At 60.9% G+C, this 19,117-nt stretch carries 20 protein-coding genes and 1 tRNA gene; 11 read left to right on the forward strand and 10 right to left on the reverse strand.

All coding sequences use genetic code 11. The annotated features are described in order from the left end of the window. Window positions 1-162: 162 nt before the first annotated feature. The 3 genes from ACQY1J_RS20245 to ACQY1J_RS20255 all read left to right on the forward strand — a co-directional run bounded on the left by ACQY1J_RS20245 (window position 163) and on the right by ACQY1J_RS20255 (window position 1,249). Window positions 163-552, forward strand: a complete 390-nt coding sequence (locus tag ACQY1J_RS20245) for a TIGR02300 family protein (protein ID WP_062454214.1) — start codon at window positions 163-165, stop codon at window positions 550-552. A gap of 154 nt (window positions 553-706) precedes the next feature. After that, window positions 707-782, forward strand: a tRNA-Ala gene (locus ACQY1J_RS20250). 155 nt (window positions 783-937) lie between these two features. Then, entirely contained in the window at window positions 938-1,249 is a 312-nt protein-coding gene (locus tag ACQY1J_RS20255; protein WP_184654286.1) for a hypothetical protein, read from the forward strand. A gap of 38 nt (window positions 1,250-1,287) precedes the next feature. On the opposite strand, the gene ACQY1J_RS20260 is transcribed toward ACQY1J_RS20255, so the two are convergent. From ACQY1J_RS20260 to ACQY1J_RS20290, 7 genes are all read right to left on the reverse strand, one after another. Further along, window positions 1,288-1,551, reverse strand: coding sequence for a hypothetical protein (locus ACQY1J_RS20260; protein WP_174195392.1), 264 nt, complete (start codon window positions 1,549-1,551; stop codon window positions 1,288-1,290). Window positions 1,552-1,651: 100 nt separating this feature from the next. Continuing rightward, complete coding sequence (locus ACQY1J_RS20265) at window positions 1,652-2,653, reverse strand: ABC transporter ATP-binding protein (RefSeq protein WP_062454216.1); 1,002 nt, start codon at window positions 2,651-2,653, stop codon at window positions 1,652-1,654. A 74-nt stretch (window positions 2,654-2,727) separates the two neighbouring features. Further along, window positions 2,728-3,792, reverse strand: a complete 1,065-nt coding sequence (locus tag ACQY1J_RS20270) for a Gfo/Idh/MocA family protein (RefSeq protein ID WP_430250692.1) — start codon at window positions 3,790-3,792, stop codon at window positions 2,728-2,730. Then, a complete protein-coding gene (locus tag ACQY1J_RS20275) occupies window positions 3,789-4,631 on the reverse strand; it encodes a carbohydrate ABC transporter permease (RefSeq protein ID WP_062454218.1) in 843 nt (280 codons plus the stop codon). The genes ACQY1J_RS20270 and ACQY1J_RS20275 overlap by 4 nt, the downstream gene beginning before the upstream one ends. Window positions 4,632-4,644: 13 nt before the next feature. Beyond that, window positions 4,645-5,598: a carbohydrate ABC transporter permease gene (locus ACQY1J_RS20280; RefSeq protein ID WP_113165771.1), complete on the reverse strand. Its 954-nt coding sequence runs from the start codon at window positions 5,596-5,598 to the stop codon at window positions 4,645-4,647. A 168-nt stretch (window positions 5,599-5,766) separates the two neighbouring features. Continuing rightward, on the reverse strand, window positions 5,767-7,023 hold the full coding sequence (locus tag ACQY1J_RS20285) for an ABC transporter substrate-binding protein (protein WP_062578544.1): 1,257 nt from the start codon (window positions 7,021-7,023) through the stop codon (window positions 5,767-5,769). Between the two features lie 18 nt (window positions 7,024-7,041). Next, window positions 7,042-7,965 carry an N-acetylmuramic acid 6-phosphate etherase gene (locus ACQY1J_RS20290; RefSeq protein WP_430250693.1) on the reverse strand — a complete coding sequence of 308 codons (924 nt, stop codon included), beginning with the start codon at window positions 7,963-7,965 and terminating at the stop codon, window positions 7,042-7,044. A gap of 205 nt (window positions 7,966-8,170) precedes the next feature. Here ACQY1J_RS20290 and ACQY1J_RS20295 point away from each other — a divergent pair, with 205 nt between their 5' ends. Genes ACQY1J_RS20295 through nagA form a run of 4 tightly spaced genes read left to right on the forward strand, consistent with a single transcriptional unit; the run spans window position 8,171 to window position 12,015 of the window. Continuing rightward, window positions 8,171-9,064 (forward strand): BadF/BadG/BcrA/BcrD ATPase family protein, encoded by an 894-nt coding sequence (locus ACQY1J_RS20295; protein ID WP_430250694.1) that lies wholly within the window; start codon window positions 8,171-8,173, stop codon window positions 9,062-9,064. Continuing rightward, window positions 9,061-9,825: a GntR family transcriptional regulator gene (locus tag ACQY1J_RS20300; protein WP_184654292.1), complete on the forward strand. Its 765-nt coding sequence runs from the start codon at window positions 9,061-9,063 to the stop codon at window positions 9,823-9,825. Before ACQY1J_RS20295 ends, ACQY1J_RS20300 begins: the two co-directional genes overlap by 4 nt. A gap of 10 nt (window positions 9,826-9,835) precedes the next feature. Next, on the forward strand, window positions 9,836-10,864 hold the full coding sequence (locus ACQY1J_RS20305; RefSeq protein ID WP_430250695.1) for an SIS domain-containing protein: 1,029 nt from the start codon (window positions 9,836-9,838) through the stop codon (window positions 10,862-10,864). Beyond that, window positions 10,861-12,015 carry an N-acetylglucosamine-6-phosphate deacetylase gene (nagA, locus tag ACQY1J_RS20310; protein WP_430250697.1) on the forward strand — a complete coding sequence of 385 codons (1,155 nt, stop codon included), beginning with the start codon at window positions 10,861-10,863 and terminating at the stop codon, window positions 12,013-12,015. The genes ACQY1J_RS20305 and nagA overlap by 4 nt, the downstream gene beginning before the upstream one ends. 12 nt (window positions 12,016-12,027) lie before the next feature. Here the strand turns inward: nagA and ACQY1J_RS20315 are convergent, their stop codons facing one another. The 3 genes from ACQY1J_RS20315 to ACQY1J_RS20325 form a co-directional block, all read right to left on the reverse strand. Then, window positions 12,028-13,410, reverse strand: coding sequence for a sensor histidine kinase (locus ACQY1J_RS20315; RefSeq protein WP_430250698.1), 1,383 nt, complete (start codon window positions 13,408-13,410; stop codon window positions 12,028-12,030). Then, window positions 13,407-14,084, reverse strand: a complete 678-nt coding sequence (locus tag ACQY1J_RS20320) for a response regulator transcription factor (RefSeq protein ID WP_113109268.1) — start codon at window positions 14,082-14,084, stop codon at window positions 13,407-13,409. Before ACQY1J_RS20320 ends, ACQY1J_RS20315 begins: the two co-directional genes overlap by 4 nt. A gap of 84 nt (window positions 14,085-14,168) precedes the next feature. Further along, the gene (locus ACQY1J_RS20325) at window positions 14,169-14,675 is read right to left on the reverse strand and encodes a DUF1993 domain-containing protein (RefSeq protein ID WP_062454227.1); all 507 of its coding nucleotides are present in this window, start codon (window positions 14,673-14,675) and stop codon (window positions 14,169-14,171) included. Between the two features lie 165 nt (window positions 14,676-14,840). On the opposite strand from ACQY1J_RS20325, the gene ACQY1J_RS20330 reads away from it, so the two are divergent. From ACQY1J_RS20330 to ACQY1J_RS20345, 4 genes are all read left to right on the forward strand, one after another. Then, a complete protein-coding gene (locus tag ACQY1J_RS20330; protein WP_430250699.1) occupies window positions 14,841-15,908 on the forward strand; it encodes an ABC transporter substrate-binding protein in 1,068 nt (355 codons plus the stop codon). 230 nt (window positions 15,909-16,138) lie between these two features. Next, entirely contained in the window at window positions 16,139-17,083 is a 945-nt protein-coding gene (locus ACQY1J_RS20335; RefSeq protein ID WP_062454229.1) for a Bug family tripartite tricarboxylate transporter substrate binding protein, read from the forward strand. Beyond that, window positions 17,080-17,568, forward strand: coding sequence for a tripartite tricarboxylate transporter TctB family protein (locus tag ACQY1J_RS20340; protein ID WP_062454230.1), 489 nt, complete (start codon window positions 17,080-17,082; stop codon window positions 17,566-17,568). Before ACQY1J_RS20335 ends, ACQY1J_RS20340 begins: the two co-directional genes overlap by 4 nt. 22 nt (window positions 17,569-17,590) lie before the next feature. Continuing rightward, window positions 17,591-19,108 carry a tripartite tricarboxylate transporter permease gene (locus tag ACQY1J_RS20345; RefSeq protein WP_062454231.1) on the forward strand — a complete coding sequence of 506 codons (1,518 nt, stop codon included), beginning with the start codon at window positions 17,591-17,593 and terminating at the stop codon, window positions 19,106-19,108. The last annotated feature ends 9 nt before the right edge of the window (window positions 19,109-19,117 follow it).

A 19,117-nucleotide genomic window follows, 5' to 3' on the forward strand; every position in this document is an offset into this window, starting at 1 on the left:
AAAAGGCGGGTCATTAGCCTGCCTGCCAAGGAATTCAGGAAAAGTTAGTCTTTGACATGGAGCCCGCCAGGCCTTATGGGGACCGGCTTAGATTTTTCACCCATTGATTGCCGCTTTATGCGGCTTCGCCGACCTGTTCGGCCATCTCATGAGGCTTTGATAGTGGCTAAAGCGGAACTCGGAACCAAGCGCACCGACCCGGATACCGGCAAGAAGTTTTACGATCTGAACCGCGATCCCGTCGTTTCCCCCTATAGCGGCAAGTCCTGGCCGTTGTCGTTCTTCGCCGAAAACAGCGCCGCTGCAAAGCTGGAGCAGGCGGAAGAAGAAGATGTCGAGGAAGTCGACGTCGAGAACCCAACTGTCGAGCCCGTCGCAACCGACGACGCCGACGATGCGGCAACCGGCGACGACATCCCGGATCTGGGCGACGACGATGATGTCGATATCGGCGACGATGACGACAACACCTTCCTCGAAGCCGACGAAGACGATGAAGACGACGACGTAACCGGCATTGTCGGCGTTGGCGGCGACGACGACGAGAATTGATCTTTCGACCTAAAGCCCGGTAATTTGAAGAAAAATTGCCGGGCTTTGAAAAACAGGCTTGCACTCTCCGAAAACCGGACGTAATAAGCCGCCACTCCGGTCAGCATCGCTGCTTCGGAGTTCCCAAGGACCGGAACACCCGGACCACCCTGATGGGGCTATAGCTCAGCTGGGAGAGCGCTTGCATGGCATGCAAGAGGTCAGCGGTTCGATCCCGCTTAGCTCCACCAAATCTTTTCCTTTGATTGAACAATCTCAGAATGAAGTATTGAAAGCCGCCGAAGGTTTTTGATACCCCGGTGCGCTTACACACTCGGTCTCTTCACGATTGCTGCACCCATCGTCGAGTGAAACGACGGCACCAACTTGCATCGAAAGGTCAGTGATGGATCGGCTCGAACGTGATGCACCATTTCCTGCAGAAATGCAGGGCCGGTGGACGGACGTGGAAGACTCAAATTCGGTGTTGATAGTCGAGGGCAGCGAGATCATCTGCTTCGGCGAAAAAATCGCTTACGATTACAAGCTGATCGATACAATCGACGGCGCGCTGACCGTAAGTCTGAAGATCAACGATCGAACCGCTGACGACACCTTCCAGCGCGCCAACATCACCGAGTTGGTGATCACGCCCGAAGGCGATCTCCACGCATACAACGTCAAGTTCGCGAGCCAGTTTGCACGTACTGTCAGCTAGCGACCTCCATCGCAAAGCCTACCTTGTGACACCAAGGCTTAATTCGCGAAGTACGCGGCTGTGCTGTGCGCAGCTTTCGTCTGATGGATCCGGGTGCGGCGGGCGGCGAGTTTGCGGGTCTTGTGGGCCGCGTGCCGGAAGCGCTTCTTGGTGCGCTCGACTTCGCGCAGATAGCCGAGATCTGAGGCCAGAACCTCGTCCTGGTACTGCTGGCGGCGAGCATCCGCGATCTGGCGAACCACCAGGGCGCCGGTCCCTGCGAGAGTGGCGATCGCTGCAATCAGAATTAAAATTACCGTCATTGCCGTTTCCTCCATCCCCATAACGCGGAAGGAGCGCAAAGGTTCGCTTTCCCGCATTGGAGGTAGTGGAAGACGGAACTGGTTACGGCCGATTTAAAGGTTAACCGATCGCCTTGTCGTTTTCGTCGAACCGGTGCAGCGAGGCCTTATCCGGTGTGGCAAAGACGATGTCGTCTGGACCATAGCGATGCTCGCCGAACAGACGGACCGTGATGAGGCCCGCCGTCTCGGTTTCGAGATAGAGGATGGTATCGGCGCCGAGGTGCTCGGCATGGACTACCTTGGCCTTCCAGTCGCCGCTTTCTCGCGACAGAGCGATATGCTCCGGCCGGATGCCGATGGTCTTGATGCCGCTTTCGGAAAGCGTCTCGCCCGGGATAAAGTTCATCTGCGGCGAGCCGATGAAACCGGCGACGAAGACGTTGGCGGGCTTGTTGTAGAGCTCCATCGGAGACCCCACCTGCTCGATCGCGCCGGCGCTGAGGACGACGATCTTGTCGGCGAGCGTCATCGCCTCGACCTGGTCGTGGGTGACGTAGATCATCGTTGCCTTGAGGCGCCGGTGCAGGCGGGCGATCTCGAGCCGGGTCTGCACGCGCAGCGCCGCGTCGAGGTTGGACAGCGGCTCGTCAAACAGGAAGAGTTTCGGTTCCCGCACGATGGCACGGCCGATCGCGACGCGCTGGCGCTGGCCGCCGGACAGTTCCGCCGGACGACGGGCGAGATAGGGATCGAGCGATAGGAGCGACGAGGCATTCGACACCCGCGTCTCGATCTCGGCCTTGTCCGTTCCTGCCTGTTTCAGTCCGAGGCCCATATTGTCCTTCACCGTCAGATGCGGGTAGAGCGCGTAGGACTGGAAGACCATGGCGATGCCGCGCTTGGCGGGCGGGGTGGTTGCCATTTCTTGGTCGTCGATCCGGATCGAGCCCGATGACGCATCTTCAAGGCCTGCAATGACCCGCAGCAGCGTGGACTTGCCGCAGCCGGATGGACCCACGAAGATGACGAACTCGCCATCCTGAACCTCGAGGTCGATGCCCTTCAGCACTTCATGATCGCCGAAGGCCTTTCGGATGGATTTCAGTTGCAGCGAACCCACGAGCGTATTCCCACTTCTGTCGTTTGGTGCAATCGCGGACGTTTGTCCGCCCGGCTGTCTTGCTTGCGTTGCTTTCAGAGATAGATTGGCTTGCCGGTCCTTGCGCTTTCATCCGCCGCAAGGCAGATGCGCAGCGATTGAACCGCGTCGTCCATGTGCCTGGTCAGATCGATATCCTCGCGGATCGCCTTCAGCATATAGGCCTGCTCAAAATCGCAAAGCTCCTGATGGCCGGGCTCACCCGCCATCGTCATATCCTCGTCGGGCCTGATGAACCTGCCGTCCGGGCCGGTCTCGGCGTTGTGAAGGCGAATGACAGAGGTTTTGGTATGCGTGTCAATATCGTCGGACTTGGCATTGGGGTCCATGACGATGGAGACCGAGCCTCTCGGCGACATCACGTCCTTCACGAAGAACGCAGTTTCGGAGATCATCGGCCCCCAGCCCGCCTCGTACCAGCCGACCGACTTGTCATCGAAGATCACCTGAAGGTGGCCGTAATTATACATGTCGGTCGCAATTTCATCGGAAAGGCGCAGGCCCATGCCGCGCACTTCCACCGGCTTGGCATCGGTGATCTGGCACATGACATCCACATAATGCACGCCGCAATCGACGATAGGCGGCGTCGTCTGCATCAGGGCCTTGTGGACATCCCAGGTGGGGCCTGACGATTGCTGGTTGAGGTTCATGCGGAACACATAGGGCGGGCCGAGCTTGCGGGCTTCGGCAATCAGGCGGATCCAGGACGGATGGTGGCGCAGGATATAGCCGATCACCAGTTTCTTGCCCGCGGCCTTGGCGGCGGAAACGACGCGCTCGGCATCGGCAACCGTGGTTGCCAGCGGCTTTTCGACAAACACGTCGCAGCCGGCTTGGAAGGCTGCGACCGCATAGTCCGCATGGCTGTCGGAATAGGTGCAGATGGCGCAGAGGTCTGGCTTCAACTCGGCAAGGGCAGTCAGGAAATCGGCATGGATCTCGTAGCCGGCAAGGGCCGGATCGAGCGTCGGCTTCGAGCGGTTGACGAGACCGACGATCTCGAAGCCCGGGTTGTTGTGATAGGCCAGCGCATGACTGCGGCCCATGTTGCCGAGGCCTGCGACAAGAACGCGGATCGGCTTTTCGGTTGAACTCACTTGACGGCTCCAGACGTGATGCCGCGGATCAGTTGCCGCGAGAAGATGACGTAAAGGACGAGGATCGGCAGGATGGCGAGCGACAGGGCCGCCAGCACCGCATTCCAGTTGGTCACGAACTGGCCGATGAAGATCTGCGATCCGAGCGTTACCGTCTTGGTGGCTTCAGAGGGTGCAAGGATCAGCGGGAACCAGAGATCGTTCCAGATCGGGATCATGGTGAAGACGGCAACCGTTGCCATGGCCGGCCGCACAAGCGGCAGGACCAGGCGGAAGAAGATCGCATATTCCGAGAGCCCATCGATCCGTCCGGCATTCTTGAGGTCGTCGGAGACCGAGCGCATGAATTCGGACAGGATGAAGATTGCAAGCGGGATGCCTTGCGCCGTGTAGACGAGGATCAGCGCGGTGAGCGTGTTGACGAGGCCCGATGCGACCATGCCCTGCAGAATCGCCACAGTGCCAAGCCGGATCGGGATCATGATGCCGATCGCCATATAGAGCCCCAGCAGCGTATTGCCGCGGAAGCGATACTCGGACAGCGCAAAGGCGGCCATCGCGCCGAACAGCAGAACGAGGGCGATCGAGACGACCGTGACGATCATGCTGTTTTGGAAATAGCCGATGAAATCCGCCTGGCCGAGCACCGTCTGGTAGCCGATTAAACTGAAGCTCGATGGCGTCGGAACCTGCATCGGATTGCGGAAGATCGAATTGCGATCCTTGAACGAGTTGATGATGGTGAGGAACACCGGGAAGAGCGCGATCAGCGTGTAGGCGATCAAAGCCAGATGCACGAGGCTTGAGCGGATCGGTGAAGAGCGTGCCTTGTTGGACATATCTACACGCCCCCTAGAACTGGTAGCGGCGCATGCGCCGCTGGATGGCGAAAAGGTAAAACGAGACGCCGGCGAGGATGATGACGAACATCACCGCTGCGATCGTTGCCCCCATGGAGCGATCTCCGAGTTGCAGCTGGAAACCGAAGAAGGTGCGGTAGAGAAGCGTGCCGAGAATATCCGTCGACATATCAGGGCCCGCAAGCGCGCCCTGCACCGTGTAGACCAGATCGAAGGCGTTGAAATTTCCGACGAAAGTCAGGATCGAGATGATGCCGATCGCCGGCAGAATGAGCGGCAGCTTGATCTTCCAGAACTGGCTCCAGCCGGTAATGCCGTCGCATTCGGCAGCTTCGACCACCTCTTCCGGGATGCTGAGCAACGCCGCATAGATCAGCATCATGGGTATGCCGACATATTGCCAAACCGAGATGAGGGAAACCGCAATCAGGGCTGGGCCGGACTGACCGAGCCAGGGCGCAAACAGCCATTTGGCGCCGGCAAGGCTCATCAGCCAGGGCGCAACGCCCCAGATCGGCGAGAGGATGAGCTTCCAGATAAAGCCGACGATGACGAAGGAGAGAAGCGTCGGGAGGAAGATGGCGGTGCGGTAAAAGGCGGCAAACCGCAGTTTCGGCAGTGACAGCAGTGCTGCGAGCGCAATGCCGATCGGGTTCTGCACGCACATGTGGATGGCGAAGAAGATCAGGTTGTTGGTGAGCGCATTCCAGAAATCGCGCGCCCAGCGGACATCACCGAAGAGGACCTGGTAGTTTGCAAAGCCGACGAAGGACTGAGCACCATCGACAGTGTTGTAGAACGAAAGCCTGAGCGTCTCGATCAACGGCAGGATCATGATCGCCGTGTAGACCAGCAGCGCCGGCGCCATGAAGACGACGATATGCCAGCGGAACGGGCGCTTGATCGATACCGGCTGCAGGGCAGATGAAGGGTGGATGTCGCTCATGGCTTTGCCTGTTTTCTTGTGCTTGCGCTGGCGCAGCATCATCACGATACCTCCCCCTTGAAGGGGGAGGTCGCAGCGAAGCTGCAGGTGGGGGTGACACCACACGCACAAGGATCACCCCACCCCGGCCCGTCGGGTCGACCCTCCCTCAACGGGAGTGTAAGCTTCTTACTTACCTGGCTTGTACCAGCTGTCGAGGCCCTTCTGGAGCTTCTCGGCGGCAACGGCCGGGGTATCGGTGCCGTTGATGACGTTGGCCGATTCGACCCAGGTCTCGTTTTCGAGGTTCGGTGTGCCGCGCGACAGGATCTGGTAGGTCGAGCGGACCGTCGGCTTGTATTTTTCACGCCAGGAGACGAATTCCTGCGCCATCGGATCTGCCATTTTCACCGGCGACGAATTCAGGCTGAAGAAGCCTGGAAGCGAATTGGCGTAGATTTCTGCAAATTCCGGCGAGGCAACCCAGGTGAGGAACTTCTTGGCTTCTTCCGGATGCTTGCTCTTGGTGTTCAAGCCGACGCCGATATCCGGATGGTCGGAGATGTAGCCGGTCTCGCCAGCCTTGAGCACCGGCGGCGGGAACGCGCCCATCTTGAACTGGGCCTGGCTGGTGAAAAGCGCGATTTCCCATGAACCGGCAGGGAAGATCGCCGCGCGGCCGAGCGTGAAGAGGTTCTGGCTATCGGCGTAGGTCTGGGCTTCGAAACCGTCGCCGAGATAAGGCTTCCACTTGGCCAGCTCTTCGTAGGGCTTGACCCATTCCGGATCGGTCAGCTTCTGCTTGCCTTCGATCAGCGCCTTGCGGCCTTCCTCGCCCTTCCAGTAGTTCGGGCCGATGTTCTGGTAGCCCATCGTTGCGGCTTCCCAGAGATCCTTGGTTCCCATGGCAAGCGGAATGAACGTACCGTCAGCCTTGATCTTGTCGAGCGCGGCGTAGAATTCCTCGTTCGTCTTCGGCACTGCGATCTTCAGCTGGTCGAAGGCGTCCTTGTTGTAGATGAAGCCGTGGATGACGGATGCCATCGGCACGCAGAAGGTGGACTTGCCGTCGTCTGTCGACCAGGCGGCCTTGGCGACCGGCGAGAAATTGCTCATGCCCGACAGGCTGGTGAGATCGACGAGCTGCTTCTTGTTGAAGAGTTCGAGCGAGGCATCGAACGGACGGCAGGTGATGATGTCACCGGCAGAGCCTGCATCGAGCTTGGCGTTGAGCGACGCATTGTACTCGGTCGGTGCGGTCGGCGAGAAGTTGAGCTTGATGCCGGGGTTCTTCGCTTCGAAGGCCGGGATCAGCTTTTCTTTCCAGATCGCCAGATCGTCATTGCGCCAGCTCTCGATGTTGAGCGTGACATCGGCCGCAGACGCTGCGCCCGCAGACGCGATCACCGTCGTGGCCAAAAGAATTGTTTTCAACAGGCTGTTCATGCTGTTCTCCCTTATTGGTTAGCGCCTTGCGGCGCGAGTCTCGGTCGTTTCCGTCATCTTCAGTTCCGCAAGTGCTTTCCTCAACACCTGATCGAAACGAATAAGCAGCGATTGTGCGGCGTCGATATCGGGGGCGCCTTCAGCCAGAAGCACGGCGATCTTCACCGATCCGTCCGCCACCTGCAGATATCTTACCGCCTCGTCGGCAGTCACGCCTGCGATATCGGCAACCATGCCGGCGGCGCGGGTGCGCAGCTTGGCATTGTCGGCGCGCAGATTGACCATGTGTCCGTCATGCACGTGACCGAGCTTGATCGCAGCCAGCGTCGACAGCATGTTGAATGCAAGCTTCTGTGCGGTCCCCGCGCCCATGCGCGTCGATCCAGCCACCATTTCCGGCGGCGTTTCGAGGAGGACGGCGACATCGGCATGGTCAAAAAGGGGTGCATCGGGATTGTTGGCGAGTGCCACGACCTTTGCGCCACGGGCCCCGGCAATTTCGACGATCTTCAGCACGTAAGGGGTCGAGCCGCTTGCAGACACGGCGAGAACGCAGTCTCCCGCCGCAATGATCGCTGCATCCTGATCGGCCAGGGCGATATCATCCTCCGGCGCACCCTGCAGGTCAGCCAGGACGGACGTTCCGCCGGCAAGAAGAAGGACGATCTGCTCGCGTGCAATGCCGTAGGTTCCGGGAAGCTCGAGCGCATCGGCCATGGCCATCAGGCCGGAGCTGCCGGCGCCTGCATAGACAAGCTTTCCGCCACGCCTCAGAGCCGACGCAACGAGTTCCGCGGCATCCGCAAGAGCGGGGATCGCCGCATCGACGCTCTTGGCCGCCTGCTGCTGACCGGACGCCAGAAGCCGAAGGATTTCGGTCGGGGCGCGCGTATCGAGCCCTTCCGTATTCCCATGCCTGGCTTCGGTGGCTGTTTGGCTCATCCGTTTCTCCCTCAAGCAAAATGATGCCAAAAAAATACCAATTGTCCAGCAGGAAATTAACGAAAGTTACCCACGGAAACACGGCAGCTGTCGCTCAGGACTAATAATCGAGTCGAAATAGGGTGTTAGCCGTGATCTGTCCGCATCAATAATTTCGCGCTTGGTAAATGGTATTTTTTTGGTATCATTCTTCGTGGAGGTATCCATGGCGGATTACGTGATCGGGATAGATGGCGGCGGGACAAGCTGCCGGGCGGCGCTGGCCGATATGAACGGCACCCTGCTCGGCCGCGGCAAGAGCGGTGCATCCAATATCCTGACCGATCCCGACACTGCCCTGAGGCATATCGTTGAAGCCGCAGAGCTGGCGTTCGAAGATGCTGGGCTCACGCCGGATCTTTCATCCGCATCTGCAATCCTGGGTCTTGCCGGCAACAATGTCGGCGGCGCGGTGGGCTATGTGACCGAACGTCTCCCCTTTGCCAGATCGGAGATCGTGTCTGACGGCGTCATCGCCTTGCAGGGCGCGATCGGTGACGAAGACGGTGCGATCGGCATCGTTGGGACCGGGACCGTCTATATCATTCGCAGCCAGGGTCAGTTCAGATCCGTCGCCGGCTGGGGGTTTCAGGTGAGCGATCTCGGCAGCGGTGCAAGGCTGGGACAGCTCGCGCTGCAGGAAACCCTGCTTGCCTTCGACCGGATAAGGCCGATGACGCCGCTCTGCGAGGCGATCCTGGCCGAGTTCGACAACAATCCGGAACTGATCGTCGATTTCGCGCGGCTGGCAAAGCCCGGCGACTTCGGGCGTCAGACGCCTAAGGTTTTCAACTTTGCGGCGCGTGGCGACGAGATGGCTTTGCGGATCCTCCATACCGGTGCTGCCGGGATCGACGAAGCGCTCGATGCAGTTACCGCGCTTTCCGGCGACAAAGCAAAACTCTGCCTTCTCGGTGGCCTTGCACCGCTTTATCCTCCCTATCTTGCAGAGAGACACAGGCTCCGTCTTTCCGAGCCGCGGGCCGACGCACTGACCGGTGCCGTCGAACTGGCCGTCAAGGCCTTTGCATCTGGAGCACGGATGGAGGCGTGCGCATGAGCGAGGCGCTGACGGCCATCTTGCCCCTCGACGGCCTGCAGTCCGGCGGCTCCGGCCCGCTTTATCTCAAGCTGCGCCAGAGCCTGGAAGATGCGATCCGGTCCGGCAAGCTCGGTCACGGCGACGCGCTTCCCGCGGAGCGGGATCTCGCCGACTATGCGAGCGTCAGCCGCGTCACGGTGCGCAAGGCCGTCGACGATCTTGTCCGGGACGGGCTTCTGACCCGCCGCCATGGATCCGGGACCTTCGTGGTAAAACCGCTGTCGCGCGTCGAGCAACCCCTGACCAAGCTGACATCGTTTACCGAGGACATGGCACGGCGTGGCCTGGTTTCCCGATCGGAATGGCTGGAGCGCGGATTGTTTCATCCCTCGCCCGAAGAGATGATGATGCTGGGTCTCGCACCCGGCACGATGGTTGCCCGGATCGGACGTTTGCGCTTTGGGAACGACATGCCGCTTGCCATCGAGCGCGCCAGCATATCGGCAGAATTCCTGCCCGACCCGGTATCGCTCCAGCAGTCGCTCTATGCGGAACTGGAAAAGAAGGATGCGCGACCGGTACGCGCCATCCAGCGGATCTCCGCGACCAATCTGAAAAAGATCGACGCCGGCCTGCTCGAAGTGCCCATCGAGGCGGCGGGACTGTCGATCGAACGCGTTTCCTACCTGGCCTCCGGCCGGGTGGTGGAGCTTACCCGCTCGCTTTACCGCGGCGATGCCTATGATTTCGTGGCCGAGCTTTCGCTTGGCGACAGCTGATCAGACGAGGATGACGATGAAGACCCATATGCGCCAGGAAATCGACGAGATACCGGAGGCGACGGCCCGATTGCTCGACCGTTCGGCGGCAGACATTGCCAAGGCCGGTCAGGCCCTGCGCGACAAGGATCCGGCCTTCCTGGTAACGATCGCGCGCGGTTCCTCGGACCATGCTGCGACGTTCATCAAATATGCGATCGAGTTGACGGCAGGACGTCCGGTCGCCTCGCTCGGACCGTCGCTTGCCTCGATCTACGGTGCCAATCTGCAGCTTGGCGGTGGCGCTGCGATCGCCATCTCCCAGTCCGGCAAGAGCCCGGACATCGTCGCGATGGCGGAGGCTGCGACCCGCTCCGGGGCGGTGACGATTGCGCTCACCAACACGCTTCCCTCGCCGATCACCGAAGCATCGCTTTATGGGGTCGACATCAATGCCGGTCCGGAAATTGCCGTTGCGGCAACCAAGTCCTTCGTCAGCTCGATTGTTGCAGGCCTTGCCCTTCTTTCCGAATGGACCGCCGATGACGGGCTGAAGGCGGCGGTTCGCGCCCTGCCCGGCCATTTCGATGAAGCCATCAAGCTCGACTGGAGCGCGTTTGCGAGCGAGCTCGGCGATGCAGATTCGCTCTATATGCTCGGCCGCGGCCCGGCGCTTGCGATCGCCAGCGAGGCTGCGCTCAAATTCAAGGAAACGTCCAACATGCATGCGGAGGCCTATTCCGCGGCAGAAGTCCTGCATGGTCCGGTGGCGCTCGTCGAAAAGCGCTTTCCGGTGCTGACATTTGCCGCAAGGGACGCGGCGGAAGCTTCCGCGGTGCAGATCGCAGACAATTTCGCGGCCAAGGGCGCGCTCGCCTACGCGACTTCTGACAGGGTGAGGGCTGCACGAAAGCTGCCCTTCGTTGCAACCGGCCATCCGCTCACCGACGCGCTGGCGCTGATCGTGCCCTTCTACGGTTTCGTCGAAACATGGTCGCGGTCGAAAGGGTTCGATCCCGATCAGCCGGCAGCCCTCAATAAAGTCACCGAAACCCTATGACCGATCACAAGGCTCTGACTGCAAACCGCATCTTCGACGGCGCCGAATGGCATGAGAATGCCGCGGTCGTGTTTTCGAACGGCCGGATCGATCGCATCCAGCCTTCGGCGTCGCTCGCACCTGAGATCGAGAGGATCGACGGTGGCGAGATCATCGCTCCGGGTTTTATCGACCTGCAGGTCAATGGCGGCGGCGGCGTGCTCCTCAACGAAGAGCCGACGGTCGAGGGTATCGCCACGATCTGCGCCGCCCATGCGAAGTTCGGGACGACGGCACTGTTGCCGACCTTGATCACCGACACGCCTGACATTTCCGCCCGGACTGTTGCCGCCGGTATCGATGCGAAGACGCGGGGCATTCGCGGCTTTCTCGGACTGCATCTGGAAGGACCGCATCTGTCCGTTGCCCGCAAGGGAGCGCATGATCCTACGCTCATCCGTCCGATGGAGGATCGCGACCTCGATTTGATGCTCTCCTGCGCACGGGCGCTCGATGTGCTGATGGTGACCGTCGCGCCGGAAAGCGTGACACAAGAACAGGTGGCAACGCTCGCAGACGCCGGCATCATCGTCAGCCTCGGTCACACGGAAGCGAGCTATGATACGGCGACGGCCTATGCCGAGGCCGGCATTCGCACCGTCACGCATCTCTTCAACGCCATGAGCCCGCTCGGTCACCGCGAACCGGGGCTGGTTGGGGCGGCGCTCGATACGGGATCACTCTATGCCGGCCTGATCGCCGACGGCATCCACGTCCATCCTGCCGCAATGGGAGCAGCGTTGCGCGCCAAAGCCGGTCCGGGAAAGATCTTCCTGGTGACCGATGCGATGTCGACGATCGGGACCGATATGACATCGTTCACGCTCAACGGCCGCGAAATCCTGCGCAAGGATGGCAGGCTGACGCTCGCCGACGGGACGCTGGCCGGCGCCGATATCGACATGATCTCGTCGGTCCGATACGTGCATCGCAATCTCGGCCTGTCGCTGGAGGAGGCCTTGCGCATGGCATCTGCCTATCCCGCGCAGGCGGCGCGCATCGAAGACCGCAAAGGCTTTCTGAAGTCCGGATATGATGCGGATTTCGTTGTCCTTGGCGGGGATCTTTCCATGAAGAGTACCTGGATTTCTGGAGAATGTGCGTACGCTTAAGGGCTGAAGGACCTATCCCGCCAGCGGGAAATCGATCCGGACTTTCAAGCCTGTGCCGCCTGAGCCATCGTGAAGCGACAGGGTCGCGCCGTGAAGGCGGGCGATTTCTTCGACGATGGGTAGCCCGAGACCGGTGCCAGATGCATCGCCGCGGGCCAGACGTCCGAACCGTTCGAGCACGATAGCTCGCTTCTCGGGCGGAATACCCGGGCCGTTATCCTCCACTTCGAGCCGGGCCGTCTCGCCACTCCGTTCGATGCGGACGGTGACCTCCGTGCCGGAGCCCGCATGAAGGATCGCATTGACGATCAAGTTCTTCACCAGTTCGCCGATCAGCAGCGGCTCGACATTGACTTGCGTTACGCCCTCTCCTTCGAACCCGAGGTCGATGCCACGATCGGCGGCGCCCGGAACATGATCTCCCGTCAGGCCGCGGACGAGATCGGTGAGATCGAGCTTGCGGAATGCTGCCGAGCGTCCGGCCGCATCGATCTTTGCCATCAGCAGCAGTTGCGCGAGGATATGTTCGGCACCGGCGACCGCTTCATCCGCCTTGCGGACTGCGGTCTTTGCCGTGGCCAGATCGTCCGCCCGGTCCGCAAGTGCGAGCTGTGTGCGCACGATTGCGAGCGGAGTTCGGAGCTGGTGGCTGGCATTGCCGGTGAAGTGGCGCAGGGCATTCAACGCGCCTTCGAGCCGCACCATGAACGAATTGACCGTATCGACCAGGCCCTGAACCTCGTTCGGCACCCTTTCCCCGATCGGATGCAGATCGTCCGGGCTGCGTTCGGCGATCGCTTCGCTGAAGCGATAGAGGGGCCGAAGCGACAGCGTGACTGCAACCCAGACGATCACGGCAGCACCGATGATCATGAAGAGGATTCGCAGCGCCGACCGGATCAGGATCGTGCGCGTCAGCTGTTCGCGGGCCATGGTGGTTTCGGCGACCGTGACGACGAAGGGCACAGAGCGAATGCCGGTCGAGGCGGATCTGGCAAGGACTGCCACGCGGATGGGCTCGCCGCGGAAGTTGGCATTTTCGAACGCCACCGCCTGGCCTTCCCGCCGCGCGACGGACGGCAGGTTCTGATAGCCGGTGATGAATGTGCCGGGCGGCCCGTCGACGCGGTAAAAGACCCTGTCCTGCGCAGCAGAGGTCAGCATTTCCAGCGCCACATAGGGAATGTCGACCTCAAGCGCTCCGTCTTCCGCGACGATCACCCGTTCGGCGATGGCGAGAGCCGATCCCGCGAGCACACGATCGGAAACTTCATTGGCCGTATCTAGAGCCTCGTCCCAGGTATCGAACATGGCGACGCCACCGATCAGCGCCGTGGAAAGGAGCAGCCATGCGAGAAGCCGGCGGCGGAGCGAATAGGCGGCTGTCGGCGTCATTCCGGAGAGGCCATTTTCTCGAGATAATAGCCAATGCCGCGGGCGGTCTTGACGGTCAGGCCGTAGACCGCAAGCCGCTTTCGTAGTCGGCTCACATACTGCTCGATCGCATTGGACGAGAGGTCGTCGTCGAACCCTGTCAGCGACCGAATGATCGCCTCCTTGGACACGACCTTTCCTGCCCGCATGAAGAGGAGTTCGAGAAGCGCAACCTCGCGGGCCGGGATATCGAGCGGTACGCCCTGGCTCGAGAAGGTTCGCGACGTCAGATCGAAGGTAACGCCGCCATAGGTGACGACAGAGCTTCGAAGGCCTGCCTGACGGCGAAGAAGGACGCGAATGCGCGCCTCGAACTCCGGCACGTCGAACGGTTTCGTCATGTAATCGTCGGCGCCGAGATCGAGGCCTTTGACCCTCTCTTCCGGCGTGCCGCGGGCGGTGAGGATCATCACCGCCGCCCGGTTCTGGCGGGCGCGCATGGCCTTCAGAACATCGAGACCATCCATTTCGGGAAGGTTGAGGTCGAGAATGACCAGATCGTAGCTTTCGGCGGCGACCGTTGCCTCCGCCGACGTTCCGTCGGCCACGAGATCGACCACATAGCCGCTGCCGCGCAAAATCGCGGCAAGGCCCGATGCCAGCGTCTGATTGTCTTCGACAAGAAGGATACGCAAACCGTCATTTCCCCGTTCCGGCTGACTCTTATCGCCGGGACGCGGGGTTGTCACTGGACACAGCAGCGTCTGCCGATAGCTCGCCTAGCTACGGCCGAGATAATCGGTCTTGCCGATGGGTACGCCTTTGTGGCGGAGGATCGCGTAGGCGGCGGTGAGATGGAAATAGAAGTTGGGCAGGGCAAACCCGAGAACGTAGTCGGTGGCTGTGAATTTCATCTCGCCGGACCGGGTCTTCAGCACGACCTCGGCCTCGTCGCGACCGGACATGCTGGCGGGAACGACGGTCTTCAGGAAGGCGACCGTCTTGTCGATGCGGGCATGGAGATCGGCGAACGTGACTTCGTTATCCTCCATCGCGACGTTTTCGAGTTGGCCGACGCGCACCGGGACGAACTTGGCCGTGTCGCTAGCGCGCTGGATCTGACCCGTCAGCGGCAGCATGTCCTCGATCAGGCACGCTTCGAGAAGCTGGCTGTGGGGAATGCCCTTCTCGTCGGCGAAGGCTTCGGCCTTCTTCAGGATCTCGGAGAGATTGGCAAATCCACGGATAAACGCCGGGACGGAGACGTCGTATAGGGAAAGCGACATGGTTGTAACCTCAAAGGGCTGGTGGGGAAATCGCCATTCACAGGTAATAACGGCGACCGGCAATACAACAGGGGAGCGGTAAACCGCGAGCTCTGCATTCCGGACGCCAGTGAGGGATTTCCAACGGCTTGCCGCAAGCGCCCGGGTCGGGCATTCTTGCCCGCAATGAAAAAGCTTCTCCTCTGTCTTTGTCTCATCGCTGCGCCGCATCTGGCCGTCGCGGAAGTGCTGATGTTTCCTGCCCTTTCGGGCAACAAGGATGCGCCTGTCCTTACCGTCTATTCGTCGCTGGACGAGCCTCTTGCCAAGCCGATGATCACAGGCTTCCAGGCGTCCAACCCGGATGTGGCGGTGTCCTACGAGGACATGCTGACGGGAGAGATCTACGACAGGATCGTGCGGGAGACCGACGCGGGCCGCAAGACAGCCGATTTCGCGTTTTCGTCGGCCATGGATCTCCAGGTCAAGCTTGCCAATGACGGTTACGCCCAGGCAAGCGATCTGCCGATGAGCGCACGGTGGCCCGAATGGGCGAACTGGCGCAATACGGTTTACGCGCTGACCTTCGAGCCCGCCGTGTTCGTCTACAACAAGCCGAGTTTCAAGGACGAGGCGCCGCCTGCCACCCGCGCCGAGTTCATCGCGTTTCTGGCGCGCCAGGGTGACCAGGCGCATGGCCGCATCGGCACCTACGATATCGAACGCTCCGGCGTCGGTTTCCTGTTCATGTCGCGCGACCAGGAACAGTTCGGCGACATCTGGTCGGTGGTGCGGGCGATGGGCGAGGCAGGCGTCAAACTCTATTCGACAAGCGGCGCCATCCTCGAGAGGGTGGCGGATGGCCGTTTCCTGATGGGTTACAATATCGTCGGTTCCTACGCCGCCGACTGGGCCTCGCGGAACCCGAATGTCGGGATCGTGCTGCCGAAGGATTACACGGTGGTCATGTCGCGTATCGGGCTGGTGCCGCAAGCCGCTCAACGTGCCGATCTCGGAAAGCGCTACCTCGAATTCTTCATGTCGAAGGAGGGCCAGACGATTATGGCCCGCGAACTGCAGATCCCGGCCGTCAGTCCCGAAGTGTCCGGCAACAACACCGCAACGACGATGCGCGAGATGCTGGGTGGCCAACTGAAGCCGGTGCCGGTCAGCCTCGGGCTGATGGTCTATCTCGATCAGGTGAAACGGGCGCGGCTGATCTCGAAATGGAACGAGGTCTTGCGCCAGCAGTGATCAATTCTGGCGATTTTGAGGCATTTACCCTTGTCAAACAGACGCAGTCAGGGAAATGTCAGGTAGATGTCAGCTTGTTATGCTGCCTTAGAACCATTCGAGACCCGTTCGGAGGCGGACTCGATCGGTGACGGGAGGAGATCAACGGACGGCACCAGTCCGCTCAAATCGATCCTACCGTTGCGCCATCAAAGATTTCGTCCAAAAGGACGTCAACGGAGGACATACCCTTGAAACATTTTCTCATCGCATCTTTCCTCGCGGGCGCAGTCGCCTTCCCGGCCGTAGCGGCTGACTATTCGGTCATGGCACCGGCAGCGCCGGGCGGCGGCTGGGACCAGACGGCCCGCACCATGCAGGTCGCCCTGCAGCAGGAGAAGATCTCCAACCGCGTCCAGGTCATGAACGTTCCGGGCGCCGGCGGCACGATCGGCATCGCCCAGTTCGCCAGCCAGCAGAAGGGCAACCCGAACGCTCTGATGGTTGGCGGTTACGTCATGGTCGGCGCAATCCTCACCAACAAGTCGCCGGTAACTCTGAAAGACGTCACACCGATCGCACGCCTGACCGGCGAATACGAAGTGATCGTCGTCCCGACCTCTTCCGACATCAAGACGATGGCGGATCTGGTCACCAAGCTGAAGGCTGATCCGGGTTCCGTATCCTGGGGTGGCGGTTCGGCTGGCGGCACCGACCATATCGGCGCTGGCCTCATCGCCAAGGCTGCCGGTGTAGACCCGACCAAGATCAACTACATCGCGTTTTCCGGTGGCGGCGAAGCGCTTGCCGCGATCCTGGGCAGCCAGGTGACTGCGGGCATTTCGTCCTACGGCGAATTCGAATCGCAGATCAAGGCCGGCTCGCTGCGCCTGCTGGGGATCTCGTCCGACAAGAAGATCGACGGCATTGATGCCCCGACGCTGAAGGAATCCGGTCTCGACGTCGTGCTGCAGAACTGGCGCATGGTTGCCGCTGCTCCCGGCATTTCCGACGAGCAGAAGAAGACCATCACTGCCGACATCGAGAAGCTGGTAAAGTCCAAGACCTGGCAGGATAACCTGAAGACCAAGGGCTGGATGGACACCTACCTCTCCGGCCCAGCCTTCGATGAGCAGCTCGCCAAGGATATCGCTGCGACGGAAACCATCCTGAAGGACATCGGACTGGTCAAATGAGTTCTGAAAACACGACTACCGAACAGCGCCGCCCTGATTGGGCGGCGCTTGCCATTGCAGCCGTACTCGCGATCGTCGCCGCCGTCATCTTCATCGATGTGTCGCGGCTGACGAGTACGACTGGCTACTCGCCTGTCGGCCCCGCCTCCGTGCCCTACTGGATCGCTTTCGGCCTGATCGGCCTAGCCATCTGGACGGTCTTTGCGGCATTCCGTCGGGATTTCCCCGCGCGCGAACGGCAGGAATTCGGTCCCGTCGCCTGGGTTGTCGCCGGGCTTCTCGCCCAGATGATCCTGATCCGGTTCGTCGGGTTCTCGATTGCGACAGGCCTGCTTTTCGCTTTCGCCGCACGCGGCTTCGGTGCCCGTCGGCTGCATATCAGCATTCCGATCGGCATCGCGATCTGTCTCGCCATCTGGTACCTGTTTGCGGGCGTCCTGCAGCTTTCCCTTCCCGCCGGTCCGCTGGAAAACCTGCTCCTTTAACTTGGAGCCAGAGAGTTAATCCATGAGCACTTTCGAATTCCTTCTTCAGGGTCTGGCCTCTGCCGCAGAGCCGATGAACCTGTTTTACGCGCTCGTCGGCGTAACGCTCGGCACGATGGTCGGCGTGCTGCCCGGCATCGGCCCGGCAACCACCGTCGCGCTGCTTCTGCCCGTTACCTACCAGCTGGATGCGACCGGCTCGCTGATCATGTTTGCCGGCATCTATTACGGCGGCATGTACGGGGGATCGACGACCTCGATCCTTCTCAACACGCCAGGCGAAAGCGCCTCGATCGTGACCGCGCTCGAGGGCAACAAGATGGCCCGTGCAGGACGCGGGGGGCCAGCGCTGGCAACAGCTGCGATCGGATCCTTCGTGGCCGGTCTGATCGCCACGCTCGCGCTCGCCTTCGTTGCACCCTATATCGTGAAGCTGGCGCTGGTGTTCGGTCCGCGCGAATATTTCGCGCTGATGGTTCTCGCCTTCGTCACAGTCTCGTCGGCTTTCGGAAACTCGACGCTGCGTGGCCTGACATCTCTGTTCATCGGCCTTGCTTTGTCGCTTGTCGGCATCGATCAGCTGACCGGCCAGAACCGCCTCTCCTTCGGCGTACCTGACCTTCTCGACGGCATCGAGGTCACGACCATGGCGGTTGCCATGTTTGCGATCGGCGAGACGCTGTTTATCGCAGCCCAGGGTGCCCAGGCTCCCGACAAGGTGGAAGCGATCAAGGGCTCCGTCTGGATGACCGCCCAGGACTGGGCGCGCTCTTGGAAAGCCTGGTTGCGCGGGACCGTCATTGGCTTCCCGATCGGCGCAATGCCGGCCGGTGGTGCAGAAATCGGCACGTTCCTCTCCTATGCGACCGAAAAGCGTCTTTCCAAGCATCCTGAAGAGTTCGGCAATGGTGCGATCGAAGGTGTTGCCGGTCCGGAAGCTGCCAACAACGCATCCGCCGCCGGTACGCTCGTGCCGCTTCTGACGCTTGGTCTTCCGACGTCGGCGACCGCTGCCATTATGCTGGCCGGCTTCCAGCAATACGGCCTGCAGCCGGGCCCACTGCTTTTTGTCACTAACCCGCAGCTGGTCTGGGGACTGATTGCTTCGCTTCTCATCGCCAACCTGATGCTGCTGGTGTTGAACCTGCCGCTGGTCGGTCTGTGGGTGAAGCTGCTGACGATCCCGAAGCCTTGGCTCTATGCCGGCATTCTCGTGTTTGCGACGCTTGGCACGATTGGCGCCAATCCGTCGGTGTTCGAGCTTGGCATGCTGCTCGTCTTCGGTCTCGTCGCCTACATCATGCGCGTGTTCGACTATCCGATCGCGCCCGTGATCGTCGGCCTGATCCTTGGCCCGCTCGCCGAGCAGCAGTTGCGCCGTGCCTTGTCGATCAGCCAGGGCGACGTGACGGTGCTGTTCACCTCGCCGATCGCCGCAGGCCTGCTGCTCGTGGCAGCGGCTGCCCTGATCGTACCGCTGGTGCTGCGCATGCGCGGACGCGGCAACGTGCTGAACCAGATGGCAGCCAGCGAAGACTGAGGACCTCAG

This window comes from Neorhizobium sp. DAR64860/K0K1 (assembly GCF_050500205.1).
In the GTDB taxonomy this organism is placed as follows: domain Bacteria; phylum Pseudomonadota; class Alphaproteobacteria; order Rhizobiales; family Rhizobiaceae; genus Neorhizobium; species Neorhizobium soli.